This is a genomic window from Herbaspirillum frisingense (assembly GCF_047325095.1).
Lineage (GTDB): Bacteria > Pseudomonadota > Gammaproteobacteria > Burkholderiales > Burkholderiaceae_D > Herbaspirillum > Herbaspirillum frisingense.
The window spans coordinates 2,005,813-2,019,010 of the sequence record NZ_CP168558.1; the positions used below are offsets into that span (position 1 = coordinate 2,005,813).

At 61.7% G+C, this 13,198-nt stretch carries 14 protein-coding genes; 9 read left to right on the forward strand and 5 right to left on the reverse strand.

From position 1 onward, the window contains the following. Positions 1–303: 303 nt before the first annotated feature. A complete protein-coding gene (locus ACEOAC_RS09360; protein WP_006712834.1) occupies positions 304–1,074 on the reverse strand; it encodes a FadR/GntR family transcriptional regulator in 771 nt (256 codons plus the stop codon). Positions 1,075–1,414: 340 nt separating this feature from the next. On the opposite strand from ACEOAC_RS09360, the gene iscR reads away from it, so the two are divergent. The 9 genes from iscR (at position 1,415) to iscX (ending at position 7,902) form a co-directional block, all read left to right on the forward strand. Then, complete coding sequence (iscR, locus tag ACEOAC_RS09365) at positions 1,415–1,909, forward strand: Fe-S cluster assembly transcriptional regulator IscR (RefSeq protein WP_077236444.1); 495 nt, start codon at positions 1,415–1,417, stop codon at positions 1,907–1,909. A gap of 16 nt (positions 1,910–1,925) precedes the next feature. Then, positions 1,926–3,179: an IscS subfamily cysteine desulfurase gene (locus tag ACEOAC_RS09370; RefSeq protein ID WP_006712829.1), complete on the forward strand. Its 1,254-nt coding sequence runs from the start codon at positions 1,926–1,928 to the stop codon at positions 3,177–3,179. Between the two features lie 82 nt (positions 3,180–3,261). Beyond that, complete coding sequence (gene iscU, locus ACEOAC_RS09375) at positions 3,262–3,660, forward strand: Fe-S cluster assembly scaffold IscU (RefSeq protein WP_006712827.1); 399 nt, start codon at positions 3,262–3,264, stop codon at positions 3,658–3,660. 60 nt (positions 3,661–3,720) lie between these two features. After that, positions 3,721–4,044: an iron-sulfur cluster assembly protein IscA gene (iscA, locus tag ACEOAC_RS09380; RefSeq protein WP_006712826.1), complete on the forward strand. Its 324-nt coding sequence runs from the start codon at positions 3,721–3,723 to the stop codon at positions 4,042–4,044. 196 nt (positions 4,045–4,240) lie between these two features. Further along, on the forward strand, positions 4,241–4,756 hold the full coding sequence (hscB, locus tag ACEOAC_RS09385; protein ID WP_182992450.1) for a Fe-S protein assembly co-chaperone HscB: 516 nt from the start codon (positions 4,241–4,243) through the stop codon (positions 4,754–4,756). A 16-nt stretch (positions 4,757–4,772) separates the two neighbouring features. Continuing rightward, the gene (locus tag ACEOAC_RS09390) at positions 4,773–5,399 is read left to right on the forward strand and encodes a LysE family translocator (RefSeq protein ID WP_102664283.1); all 627 of its coding nucleotides are present in this window, start codon (positions 4,773–4,775) and stop codon (positions 5,397–5,399) included. A 25-nt stretch (positions 5,400–5,424) separates the two neighbouring features. Then, on the forward strand, positions 5,425–7,290 hold the full coding sequence (gene hscA / locus ACEOAC_RS09395; protein WP_241813341.1) for a Fe-S protein assembly chaperone HscA: 1,866 nt from the start codon (positions 5,425–5,427) through the stop codon (positions 7,288–7,290). A gap of 44 nt (positions 7,291–7,334) precedes the next feature. Next, entirely contained in the window at positions 7,335–7,673 is a 339-nt protein-coding gene (gene fdx / locus ACEOAC_RS09400) for an ISC system 2Fe-2S type ferredoxin (RefSeq protein WP_006712821.1), read from the forward strand. Positions 7,674–7,707: 34 nt separating this feature from the next. Continuing rightward, complete coding sequence (gene iscX, locus ACEOAC_RS09405) at positions 7,708–7,902, forward strand: Fe-S cluster assembly protein IscX (RefSeq protein ID WP_077236448.1); 195 nt, start codon at positions 7,708–7,710, stop codon at positions 7,900–7,902. Between the two features lie 220 nt (positions 7,903–8,122). Here the strand turns inward: iscX and ACEOAC_RS09410 are convergent, their stop codons facing one another. From ACEOAC_RS09410 to ACEOAC_RS09425, 4 genes are all read right to left on the reverse strand, one after another. Continuing rightward, a complete protein-coding gene (locus ACEOAC_RS09410) occupies positions 8,123–8,554 on the reverse strand; it encodes a hypothetical protein (RefSeq protein ID WP_241813340.1) in 432 nt (143 codons plus the stop codon). Then, complete coding sequence (locus ACEOAC_RS09415) at positions 8,521–9,741, reverse strand: DUF6402 family protein (protein ID WP_413444741.1); 1,221 nt, start codon at positions 9,739–9,741, stop codon at positions 8,521–8,523. The genes ACEOAC_RS09410 and ACEOAC_RS09415 overlap by 34 nt, the downstream gene beginning before the upstream one ends. Positions 9,742–10,057: 316 nt before the next feature. Beyond that, positions 10,058–11,377: a DUF1501 domain-containing protein gene (locus ACEOAC_RS09420; protein ID WP_413628806.1), complete on the reverse strand. Its 1,320-nt coding sequence runs from the start codon at positions 11,375–11,377 to the stop codon at positions 10,058–10,060. Between the two features lie 19 nt (positions 11,378–11,396). Further along, positions 11,397–12,911 (reverse strand): DUF1800 domain-containing protein, encoded by a 1,515-nt coding sequence (locus ACEOAC_RS09425; RefSeq protein ID WP_413628807.1) that lies wholly within the window; start codon positions 12,909–12,911, stop codon positions 11,397–11,399. Between the last annotated feature and the right edge of the window lie 287 nt (positions 12,912–13,198).

The window sequence follows — 13,198 nt, forward strand, 5'->3', positions numbered from 1 at the left end:
ATCAGTTGGAAATAGGGTGGAAACGGAGGCCCGGGCGCAAGTCAGCGGGACGGACACCGGGTTCCGATCAAAACTGCATATGACATCAGTCATCGTACAACATAAGATTTCAGAAATCCAGCAATTTATTGTGACGTGTTGGACTAAGGAGGGGAGCCAGGGAGGAGGTGCTGCAGGTGAGGTGAGGTGAGGCAGGGGGCGGAAGATGGTGTAGCGGCCGGGGGAGGGCTGGCGGGCGCCGACCGCTGGCAGTGCTTGTCTTGCCAGCGGTGGGGACGTGCAGTGGGATGAACTACACGGGGCTCAGCTGGCGTTGCCGGCTGCGCCCGATTCCGCTTCCTGCTGTGCCCGGCGCAGGCGCTCGCGGCTGTTGGTCAGGTGATTGCGCATGGCGGCGCGGGCGGCCTCGGCGTCGCCACGGGCGATGGCCTCAAAGATGTCTTCATGCTCGCGCTGCACGCGGTCCAGGTAGCTGGCCTGCTGGTCGTGCGCCAGTTCGGCGGTGTTGATGCGCTTGCGCGGGATCACGCCCATGCCCAGGTGGCTGATGATCTCGATGAAATAGCGGTTGCCGGTGGCATTGGCGATGGCGAAGTGGAAGCGGAAGTCCGGGCCTACCGTATCGCCGCCGGCTTGCTGGTTGGCGCGGAACAGGTCCAGCGCCTCGCGGATTTCCTGCAACTGTTCTTCGCTGCGGCGGGCGGCTGCCAGCCCGGCGGTTTCGGTTTCCAGGCTGATGCGCAGCTCCAGCAGCGCCAGCAGGTCGCGCATGGTGGTGATGGTGGCCGGGTCGATATTGATGTTGGAGCCTTTGCGGGCTTCCAGTACGAAGGTACCGATGCCGTGCCGGGTCTCCACCTGGCCGGCCGCCTGCAGGCGTGAGATGGCTTCGCGCACCACGGTGCGGGAGACACCCTGGGTCTGCATGATTTCGGATTCCGTTGGCAGCTTGTCGCCGGGTTTGAGGCTGCCGTTGTCGATCATTGCCGACAACGCTGCCACGACCTCCTGCGACAGGCTCTGGGGCTTGCGGCGCGGGCGCAGCAGCGGATTGGGGGTATCGCTCACATCCATATCGTTCTGTTTCTTGGGAGGGCGGCGCTGGCGGACCCGGCTTGTGTTTTAGTGGGCGGTCCGCATCTGGCCAGAAGAAAATTGTCGCGCCATCTTACCAGATGGATCAAGAGGGTCGACGCCGATGCCAGCCGTAGCCCAGAGAGTAGCCCAATTTTGACAAGAGGTCAGACAAGTTTCCTTCCCAATTGCAGGAAATTTGATCTGGTCGCTTGGATGCTCCGACATTGCGCATGCACGGTACCTGACAGAATTACTCGGGTTTGATATACTTGACTCAAATATTCGGGAATTCAGGGCAACCGGCACCGCCGGTTCATTTGTTTCTGGAGTGAACTCCATGCGTCTTACCACCAAAGGTCGTTTTGCCGTGACGGCGATGATTGATCTGGCCTTGCGCCAGGGCAAGGGCCCCGTCACGTTGTCGGCCATCAGCGAGCGCCAGGAAATTTCTCTATCATATCTGGAGCAGTTGTTCGGCAAGTTGCGACGACACCAGATCGTCGAGTCCGTGAGAGGGCCCGGCGGTGGTTACAACTTGGCACGCAAGGCCGCCGATGTCTCGGTGGCCGACATCATCATCGCGGTGGACGAACCGCTGGATGCGACCCAGTGCGGCGGCAAGGAAAACTGCCACAGCGCTGCGCACCCGGGCGGTACGCGCTGCATGACGCATGACCTCTGGTCTACCCTGAACGAAAAGATGGTCGAGTACCTGGATTCGGTATCGCTCCAGGACCTGGTCGACCAGCAAAAAGAACCCAAGCCGACGGAGCATCGTGCCGCCGACTCGCAGAGCGTGGTGGTGATGCACCGCCCGCAAGCCGCAGCCTGATTTGGAGCAAGGACCTATGAACGCACCCCTGGAAAAAAGCCTGCTGGAGACCATCAAGGCTCCGCACTTCCCGATCTACATGGACTACTCGGCGACCACCCCGGTCGATCCGCGCGTGGCCGACAAGATGATTCCCTATCTGCGCGAGCAGTTCGGTAATCCCGCTTCGCGCAGCCACATGTATGGCTGGACCGCCGAAAAGGCCGTGGAAGAGGCGCGTGAAGAAGTGGCCAAGCTGGTCAATGCCGATTCCCGCGAGATCATCTGGACCTCCGGCGCCACCGAGAGCAACAACCTGGCCATCAAGGGCGCGGCGCAGTTCTACAAGTCCAAGGGCAAGCACATCATCACCGTCAAAACCGAGCACAAGGCGGTGCTGGATACCTTCCGCGAACTGGAACGCGTGGGCTTCGAAGCGACCTACCTGCAGCCGCAGGACAACGGTCTGGTCACCGTCGAGCAGATCGCCGCGGCCGTGCGTCCGGACACCATCCTGGTCTCGGTCATGCTGGTCAACAACGAAATCGGCGTGATTCAGCCGGTGCCGGAAATCGGCGAGTTCTGCCGCTCCAAGGGCATCATCTTCCACAGCGATGCCGCCCAGGCTACCGGCAAGGTCAAGATCGACCTGGAAAACTGGAAGGTCGACCTGATGAGCTTCTCAGCCCACAAGAGCTACGGCCCCAAGGGCATCGGTGCCTTGTACGTGCGCCGCAAGCCGCGTGTGCGCATCGAAGCGCAGATGCATGGCGGCGGTCACGAGCGTGGCCTGCGCTCCGGTACCCTGGCCACCCACCAGATCGTGGGCATGGGCGAAGCCTTCCGCATCGCCCGTGAAGAGATGGACAGCGAACTGGCCCACATCCGCGCCATGCGCGATCGCCTGGCCAAGGGCCTGCAAGAGATCGAAGAGACCTATATCAACGGCGACATGGAACACCGCGTGCCGCACAACCTGAACGTGAGCTTCAACTACGTGGAAGGTGAATCGCTGATCATGGCCATCAAGGATATCGCCGTCTCTTCCGGTTCGGCCTGCACCTCGGCCAGCCTGGAACCGTCCTACGTGCTGCGCGCACTGGGCCGCAGCGATGAACTGGCACACAGCTCGATCCGCTTCACCATCGGTCGCTTCACCACCGAGGAAGACATCGATTTCACCATCGATCTGATCAAGAGCAAGGTCGGCAAGCTGCGCGAACTGTCCCCGCTGTGGGACATGTACAAGGACGGCGTGGACCTGTCCACCATCCAGTGGGCAGCCCACTAAACACGGATTCTGCCAGCCATCGCCAGCAACCACAGCACAGTGCAGGGGCGATGGTCGATACCATCATCTAGGGAGCAAGAACATGTCTTATTCGGAAAAAGTACTCGATCACTATGAAAATCCCCGCAACGTCGGCGCCTTCGAAAAGGGCGACGACACGGTCGGCACCGGCATGGTCGGCGCCCCGGCCTGCGGCGACGTGATGAAGCTGCAGATCAAGGTCGGCGCCGATGGCGTAATCCAGGACGCCAAGTTCAAGACCTACGGCTGCGGTTCGGCCATCGCCTCCTCGTCGCTGGTGACCGAGTGGGTCAAAGGCAAGACCCTGGACGAAGCGCTGTCCATCAAGAACACCCAGATCGCCGAAGAGCTGGCACTGCCGCCGGTGAAGATCCACTGCTCGATCCTGGCCGAGGACGCCATCAAGGCAGCGGTGCAGGACTACAAGGCCAAGCACGGCGCGGAACAGAAGGCCGCCTGATCGGCCTTTTGCGACAGCAGGTACCCGCTCCGCGGTTTTCGATTTCGTAAGGCAAGCATCATGGCAATCACGTTGACAGAGAAGGCAGCAAAACACATCAGCCGGTACATGGAACGTCGTGGCAAGGGCATCGGCCTGCGCCTGGGCGTGCGTACCACCGGCTGCTCCGGCCTGGCGTACAAGCTGGAGTACGTGGATGAGCAATCGTCCGAAGACACCGTCTTCGAGTCGCATGGCGTGCGTGTCTTCGTCGATCCCAAGAGCCTACCCTACATCGACGGTACCGAACTGGACTTCGCGCGCGAAGGCCTGAACGAAGGTTTCAAGTTCCAGAACCCGAACGTGAAGGATGAGTGCGGCTGTGGCGAAAGCTTCCGCATCTGACCCCTGCATCTGATTCTGCTTCTGAACTTCTGATCTTGAACCAAGCCGTCGCGCCGGCCCTGCCGCGAGACGGCCAGTGCTTAGCCGATACCGTGACAGCCTCGTGATCGCTCCCTGCGGAGCTGACCCGGTCACCGTTTGCCGTCCCTGATGTGCCAAGCCTGTTGCAGTCCGACAGGCTTTTTATTTTTCAGCCATGCAAAACCACTACGACCTGTTCCAGTTGCCGCAGCGCTTCGCCATCGACCAGAAGGCGCTGGAGCAGGCTTACCACCAGGTACAGAGCCAGGCCCACCCGGACAAGTTCGCTCACGCCAGCGATGCCGAAAAGCGTGTGGCCATGCAGTGGGCCACCCGCGCCAACGAGGCCTACCAGACGCTGAAGAATCCCTTGAAGCGTGCGCGCTACCTGTGTGAACTGCACGGCGTGGACCTGCAGACCGAATCCAACACCGCCATGGCACCGGCCTTCCTGATGCAGCAGATGGAATGGCGCGAAACCCTGGATGACGCCAAGTCCGGCAAGGACCTCGATGCGCTGGAACAGCTCAACACCGCACTGCTGAGCGAGAAGAAGGCCGAGATCGGCCGCATCGAAGCGCTGCTGGACGCCGGCGACTACGCCGGCGCCGGCCAGCTGGTGCGCCAGCTGATGTTCCTGGACAAGTTCGGCGCCGAGATCGGCGACGCCTTCGCCCTGATCGAAGGCTGATCGCGGAGCCGCCACCATGCCCAACCTGTTCCTCTTCCTGCTGGCCGCGATGACGTTGACCCTGGCCCCCGGCCCGGACAACATCTACGTACTCACGCGCGGCATCGCCCAGGGCCGCAAGGCGGGTCTGGTGGCTGCTGCTGGCTTCAGCTCGGGACTGATCTTCCATACCCTGCTGGCGGTGCTGGGCTTCGCTGCCGTGATCAAGGCCTATCCGCCGGCCTATCACGCCCTGCAATACGCGGGCGCGGCTTATCTCGCTTACCTCGGTTATCGCACCTTGCGCTCGGCCTCGGCCGGTATCGCGCTTGCCGGCGAAGGGCAGGGCGCGGCCGCCGTGCCGCTGCGTCGCATCTACTGGCAAAGCGTCCTGGCCAACATGCTCAATCCCAAGGTGACCCTGTTCTTCATCGCCTTCCTGCCGCAGTTCGTGCAGCGCGAAGCCGGTCACGAAGCCCTGCAGATGCTGGTGCTGGCCCTGGTGTTCATTGCCCAGGCCTTCCTCATCTTCAGCGCCATCGCATTGTTTTCCGGCACGGTCGGCGCCTGGTTCCGTCGCCGCGCCAACGCCTCCGTCCATCTGAACCGCCTTGCAGGTTGTGCCTTCATCGGCCTCGGCATCCGGATGGCCTTACCTGAATAACGCATCACGACGAGTCACAACACCTATGGCTTTACTGCAGATTTCCGAACCGGGCATGTCCACCGCGCCGCACCAGCGTCGCCTGGCCATCGGCATCGACCTGGGCACCACCAATTCGCTGGTGGCCACCGTGCGCAACAGCATCCCCGAAGTGCTGGCCGACGACGACGGCCGCGTGCTGCTGCCCTCGGTGGTGCGCTACCTGCCCAACGGCCACGCCAACATCGGCTACAAGGCACAGGCCGCGCAGACCACCGATCCGCGCAATACCATCATCTCGGTCAAGCGCTTCATGGGCCGTGGCCTGAAGGACATCGCCCACGCCGAGAACATGCCCTATGACTTCCAGGACCAGCCCGGCATGGTGCAGATCAAGACCGTGGCCGGCGTGAAGAGCCCGGTAGAAATCTCGGCCCAGATCCTGGCCACGCTGCGCCAGACCGCCGAAGACGCCTTGGGCGACGACCTGGTGGGTGCCGTCATCACCGTGCCGGCCTACTTCGACGATGCCCAGCGCCAGGCCACCAAGGATGCCGCGCAACTGGCCGGCATCAACGTGCTGCGCTTGCTGAACGAACCGACGGCAGCGGCCATCGCCTACGGCCTGGACAATTCCTCCGAAGGCATCTTCGCGGTCTATGACCTGGGTGGCGGTACCTTTGATATTTCCATCCTCAAGCTCACCCGTGGCGTGTTCGAAGTACTGGCCACCGGTGGCGATTCGGCCCTGGGTGGCGACGACTTCGACCACCGCCTGTTCTGCTGGATCAGCCACGAAGCCCAGCTGCAGCCGCTGTCGGACGAAGACACCCGTCTCCTGATGGTCAAGGCACGCGAGGTCAAGGAACTGCTCTCCACCAAGGACGAAGTGCAGATCGACGCCGTGCTTCGCTCCGGCGAGGAAGTGCATCTCTCCATCACCGCCGCGCAATTCAACGAGATCACCCAGCACCTGGTGGCCAAGACCATGGCGCCGGTGCGCAAGGCCCTGCGCGACGCCAGCCTGACCGTGGAAGATGTGGACGGCGTGGTGCTGGTCGGCGGTGCCACCCGCATGCCGCACATCCGCCGCGCCGTGGGCGAGTTCTTCAAGACCAATCCGCTGTCCAACATCGACCCCGACAAGGTGGTGGCGCTGGGCGCGGCCGTGCAGGCCAACCTGCTGGCCGGCAACCGTGCGCCGGGCGACGACTGGCTGCTGCTGGACGTGATCCCGCTGTCGCTGGGCATCGAAACCATGGGCGGCCTGGCCGAGAAGGTCATTCCGCGCAACTCCACCATTCCCTGTGCGCGTGCCCAGGAATTCACCACCTTCAAGGACGGCCAGACCGCCATGGCCATCCACGTGGTGCAAGGCGAGCGTGAACTGGTGGCCGACTGCCGTTCGCTCGCGCGTTTCGAACTGCGCGGCATTCCCCCCATGGCGGCCGGTGCGGCGCGCATCCGCGTGACCTACCAGGTCGACGCCGACGGCCTGCTGGCCGTGTCGGCCCGCGAGATGACCTCCGGCGTGGAAGCCTCCATCACCGTCAAGCCGTCCTATGGCCTGGCGGACGACGAGATCGCCCGCATGCTGCAAGAGTCCTTCAGTTCTGCCGATGAGGACATGCAACGTCGTGCCTTGCGGGAAGAGCAGGTCGAAGCCGAACGCATCGTCCTGGCCACCCGCTCGGCGCTGCAGGCCGATGCTGCATTGCTGTCCGAACAGGAGCGTGCTGACATCGAAGTGCAGATGGCAGCCGTCACCGCCGCTGCCCAGGGGAGCGACCACCTCGCCATCAAGGCTGCGGTTGACGCCCTGGCCCATGGCACCGAAGAATTCGCCGCCCGCCGCATGGACCGCAGCGTCCATGCCGCACTGGCCGGCAAGAAGCTGGATGAAGTCGCCTGAGCGACGTCCTGACCCGAACACTGTAGAAAGACCCGAGAGCCACCATGCCCCAGATCGTTATCCTCCCCCATCCGGTCCTCTGCCCCGAAGGCTCGGTGATCGACGCCCCGGCCGGCAAGACCCTGTGCGACGCGCTGCTGGACAGCGACATCGACATCGAGCACGCCTGCGAAAAATCCTGCGCCTGTACCACTTGCCATGTGGTCATCCGCGAAGGCTTCAACTCGCTGGACGACCCCACCGACAAGGAAGAAGACCTGCTGGACATGGCCTGGGGCCTGGAGGCCACCTCCCGCCTGTCCTGCCAAGTGGTGCTGGGCGAAGAAGACCTGACCGTCGAAATCCCCAAGTACACCATCAACCACGCCTCCGAAAACCATTGAGCGGGCACGGCATCGGCCGTGCCGGGAGATCGACATGAAATGGACCGACACCCAGCAGATCGCCGAGGAACTCTACGACAAGTTCCCGGACACTGATCCCAAGACCATCCGCTTCACCGACCTGCATCGCTGGGTGATGGAGCTTGATGGATTCGAGGACGATCCCAACCGCTCGGGCGAGCGCATCCTCGAAGCGATCCAGGCGGCCTGGATTGCCGAGGCGGAGTGAGCGGCGGCACCGCGGCACTTGTCACGCAAGGAAAGCGTCCGCCGGCTGATCAAGAAACAAAGCCTTGGCTCGCGCCAAGGCTTTGTCGTTTGTCTAGCGCCTGTTCTTACTAAATCTGCACTCACAGATTTGGTGTGAGCAGGCGCTAGATTGCCCCCGATGATTGTTGGGGTTCTTCTGGGCTATCACTTTTCGCTAGAAAATCTCGCCGAGGCCTGGCTCAGAATAACGGCAGCCTGGCTTGAATCCAGTCCCACTTTGTCGGTGGCATGCTCAGGCGTTTATCGAATTCAGAATTTTCGGTCACATCAATGTACCGAACAGCATCGGCTTCGTAGCGCAATGGCGCGTGAAAGCTTCGCCCTGCATACCAATTGACTGAAAAATAGCGCCTGGCAAGAAGTGTTTCCTTGTCGTTGAAAACCTTCAGTTCAATTTCATCGTCCGTGCCATCTTGATCGTGACCACCGGAGCCGCACATCTGAAACCGGTATGAGACGCCGTTCAACAGCTTGACTCCACCATCCAGCGTATCCGGACTATCGTAGAAATCACAGCGTCCGTAGTGGGGCCGCGATAAATGAACGAGCAAACCGACCCCAAGGAAGATCAGAGAAATTACGCCAAGGAATTTAAGGGTTCTAATCGGCATATCTCACCAAGTTTGAGGTCGATTGCTTTCTTCAATTTGAGGTAAAGGGGCTTCGAGTACACCATAAAGTCCCCGCCTCGCTGGTGTTTCTCTCGCCATCGATTGTAGTCGTCGTTAAATACCGGAAAGTAGACGTCAGGCTCCTTGAATTTCCCGAATAGAGCTCGACGCGTATCTACCGGTTTGTGGAGCGCCTTCACCCAGACGTCTATATCTGAGTCACGTTTTGACGATCTTGAACCGGTAAGCCACGAGCCTGGTGCAATAATGATTCCGTGCTTATTCCAGTGACCTAAATACTGGTTTCCGTTGAACGAGTAATTGTCTTTTACGTAGACATAGATGTGCGTAATTCTTCCTGTGGCATTGAGGCAGTAGCGGGTACTTCCTCTTTCATATCTGAAGTACTTTTCAGTCGCAACCTCAACGTTTCCTATCGCAGCATAGATATTGAAATTCGCCAGCGATCCTGTGAGATCTGTCAGCGTGAGGGCGTCAAACGTGTCCCGGTCACTGATCAGCAATTTCTGAAACTGCCAATCGACGTGGAATTTCCGAAGGTCGACCAGAAACGTAGAGGTATTAAAGCTCAATACTGAATTTCGATCCTCGAAAGCCCTTCGAACGAAGGCCTTCACGGCTTCTGTCGCAGCGCCGATAGCCCGTTCGCTGTAGATATCTTTGGCCAGAAAGCCTTCGTATTTCTTCCTGACACGCCCGAACTTCAATGCCCATTCAAGAGTAACGTCACGATCATTAAGGGGCTGCTCGGACGATGGTCGGTCGTCATAGGTATGAGCCAGACCGGCGAACCACATTCGTGCGAGTTTTGCCGAGACGGGCCAACCCAATTTATCCATCGCGTCCGGCACGTCCTGGAGGTCAAAAATCGGAGGGTTTTCGCAAACCTCAGCGTCAAGCTGCATGAGCAACTGCCGCGTTTTCGTTTGCCCCGATTTCGGTACTTGTTCAGGCCTCGGTCTCTGGGCTGCCTTCTTGACGGTCGCTGCCGCAGCGGGTGGTGTGGGTGACAGTGGTTGCTTCGCGCCGGGGGCAGGTCGTTCCAGGGATACACCTTTAGGCGTATCAAGTGGTATGCACCCTTTGGCTGCTTTGAACTCTCTTAACTCCGAACCGAATAAACTTTTTTGTAGCCGGTAGTACGGCGCCTTTCTGACGTCGGTCATTGAAATTCCGTTTCTGTATTAGCTATGCGTTCCCACTTAGCTGGGAATCGACGGGATTGGATTCGCATCCCGATTTCCACGGATATCGGAATAGGCTGCGTTAACGAGAGCAGAAGGCTAACACTGTGTCGCGGCGTAAATTTTCGAAACTGGCCTGGAAAATCGCCAACGGGCCGACGCTATGACATTCGATCCAGTGTCGCATTTGATGTGGAGCGAGCCCACAGCCGTGGGCGCAGCAACCGATATCGATTCAGTCGATTTCAAGTAAGGGATGCCCGTCCGGGATCCTTGCGCGAGGAATGGCTGCGTCGTTTCAGATGAAGAGCGGCGGCAGGCCTTTGCTGCCGGAAGCATATTGCGGAAAGACCTTGTCCAGCGCCCGATCCGGGATGCGCATATGCCGCTCGGCCAATGCGCACAGCACGGCCCGGTAATCCGTCGTGATGGCCAGGTCGCGTCCTTCGTTCAAGGCCGCCTGGTTCAAGCCCGGCCATTGTCCATAGATCTTGCCGCCGTGCAGGTTGCCGCCCATCAGCCACATCGCATTGCCGTGACCGTGATCGGTGCCGCCATTGCCGTTCTCGCGGAAGGTGCGGCCGAATTCGGACATCACCACGATCACCGTGTCGTTGAAGGCCGGTCCCAGTTCCTGCGCCAGTGTCGCCAGCCCGCTGGCCAGCGGCGAAAGGCGGCCGGCCAATTGTCCGGTGCCATTGCCCTGGTTGATGTGGGTATCCCATCCCCCGACGGCCAGGAAAGCCAGGCGGATGCGCGGGTCGTGGCGCATCAGGCGACCCAGGCGGGCGGTGTCCAGCGACAGGCCGTTGGGCAGCGGCGCGCCGTTGTTGGCCATCTGCTGTTCCTGGCTGTTGATCTCGGCAATGAGTTGCTTGCGCGCTGCCATGCCATCGCGATAGGCCTTGCCCAGGGCATCGTCGGCGCCATAGAGCGGGTCGAAGAGTTGGCTCCAGCGCGGCTGGTCGATCATGCCGGGGCGGGTGGCTTCGCGTCCGCTCTGCAGGTTGGCCACCACATTGCGGCCGCTCAGAATGCGTGGCGTGGCGCTGCCGACGTTGATGGCCTGCAGCGGTGATTCGGCCGGCGGCAGGTAGTCCATGACCCGGTTGAGCCAGCCGTCGCGTGTGTTGTGCTGGCCGGGTGCCCCGGTTTCCATCATGTCCTGCGCCTCGAAGTGTGAGCGCGAGCCGTCGGGCGAACCGGATGCCTGCACGAAGGCCAGCCGGCCACTCTCCCAGTACGGCAGCAGCGGCTGCAACGATGGATGCAGACCGAAGTAGCCGGTCAGGTCCAGCACGCCATTGGCCTGCCCGGGACGCGCTACGGCGATGCTCGGGCGGGCCTGGTAATACAGAGGATCGCCATGGGGCACCACGACGTTCAGACCATCCACCGCGCCGCGCAGGAACACCACCACCATGCGCGGGGCTCCGTCACCGCTGGCACGCGCACGCGGGGCAGGAGCGCCGTAGGCCACCTGGCCCGGCGTGTGGCCGGCGCGGCTGATGCTATGGTCGCCAGCGGGGACGACAGCGCAACCCGACAGTCCGATCGGCACCAGCACGGCGCCACTGCCGGCGGCGCCCAGGTAACGGATGAAATCGCGACGGTTCATGGAAGTCCTCGACGGTGGATCAGCGTTTCATGAAATCGGGGCTGCCCAGGATCAGGGCGGTGCGCTGATTCGCGGGTGCGGTATCGATACGGGCGACGGCCTGGGGTGTGATGGCCGGGCCCAGCGTGCGCAGCAGCTGTTGCGGATCGGGCGGACGGGCCTCGCTATCGGTGGGTTGCGGCGCGCCTTCCAGGCGCGCGATCGGCGACTTGCCACCGGCCAGGCCACCGGCGAAGTTGATCCGTCGCAGCAGGGCGTCCGGATTGAGCCAGGCCGCCTGGGAATACTTGTAGCCTTCTGGTGTGAGCCAGCCATACAGCGGCATGCCGAACTGTGCCAGCGCGCCGCTGACCGGCTTGCCGTTGCGCACCGTCGTATCGCTTGCGCGCAGGGACGAGACCACGAATTGATACGGCGTCTTGAACTGCGTCTGGTAATTGCTGCGCGCCCAGAACTGCGGGCTGTCGAACAAGGTCTTGAGGACGGCGCGGATGTCGCCGCGCGTGGACAGGAAGGTCTGCGCAAGCTTTTGCACCAGCGCCGGATCGGGCTGGTCGGAGACGAAGTACTGCACCAGCTGCGTGGAGATGAAGTGGGCCGTCGAAGGATGGCTGGCCAGGATGTCCAGCGCCGCCTCGCCCTCCTGGTAGCCGCTGGCCGCCAGTGGCTTGCCGAGGAAGACCTTGGGGGCGGCGTCATGACGCTGGGCGTTGAAGCTGAAGGGCGCCGCGCCGGCCTTCATGGCGTCGACGTCGATCGTCCAGCCCGAGAGGATGCGCGCCAGGGTGATGACGTCGGCCTGCTGGTAGCCGCCATCCACGCCGAGGGTGTGCAACTCCATCAGCTCACGCGCGTAGTTTTCGTTGAGTCCCTTGAAGCGGCCCCGCGCACCGGGCGTACCGACACCACTGGAGAGCCAGTTGTCGAGGTAGTACAGCATCGCCGGGTGATGCGCCACTGCGCCCAGCAGGTCGCGGAAGTGGCCCAGGGCATAGGGACGGATGGCGTTCTTTTCGTAGTCGCCCACCCAGTAGCGCACCCAATCCTTGCCCTCGAAGAGATTGAAGTGATTGGCCCAGAATTCGGTCATCACTTCTTCCAGCTGACGCGGACTTTCGGTGGCCTGCAGCAGGCGCGCCATGTGGAATTGCGGGGTCAGTTCGCGTGGTGCGCGCTGGCGGGCGACCTGCTGTTCTTCCTTGCTGGCCTTCGGGTTGAAGGAGGGCGGACCGTAATCGACGAACAGTTGCGAGGTTGTCATCTGCAGTGCCGGCAGGGACGCCAGTCGAGCCTGCAGGTCGGCCGGCAGGGGAATGCGTTCGGGGTGCAGTTGCTGGTCGATGTAGCGCGCAACGCCCATCTGCTCGACCTCTTCCAGCGCACCGGGGCGGGGTCCGTAGCCCAGGCGGTTGAGCACGTGCAGGGCGCGTTCCGAGGGCGACAGCGGGACCTCGTCGACCGGCGTGGCGGCGCGTGCCAGGCTGCAGATCAGCAAGGCCAACAACAACACCGGGGCTGGGCGCAGCGGACGCATGGATGAGCCTCGTGGTCTCGAAATTTGTTGAGAAATTCTTGCCGAGTATGCGCAATGCTTCACTTGATGGCTGTAAAAAAGTGTAATGCAAGCAGCGCCGATCATAGGCCGGTCAGCTGACATCTTGCTGAGCAGCTATTGAGCAGCAGATGAGCAGCAGATGAACAGCCCGTCCATCGGGGCAGGGATGCTTGTCGTTCGCACACGCTTCCTGTGACTGTTTGTCAGTCTCTTGTCGCCCGGGAGCTGGCCGGCCCGGAAACGGCAGAAGTTTTGCGAGACAGCGG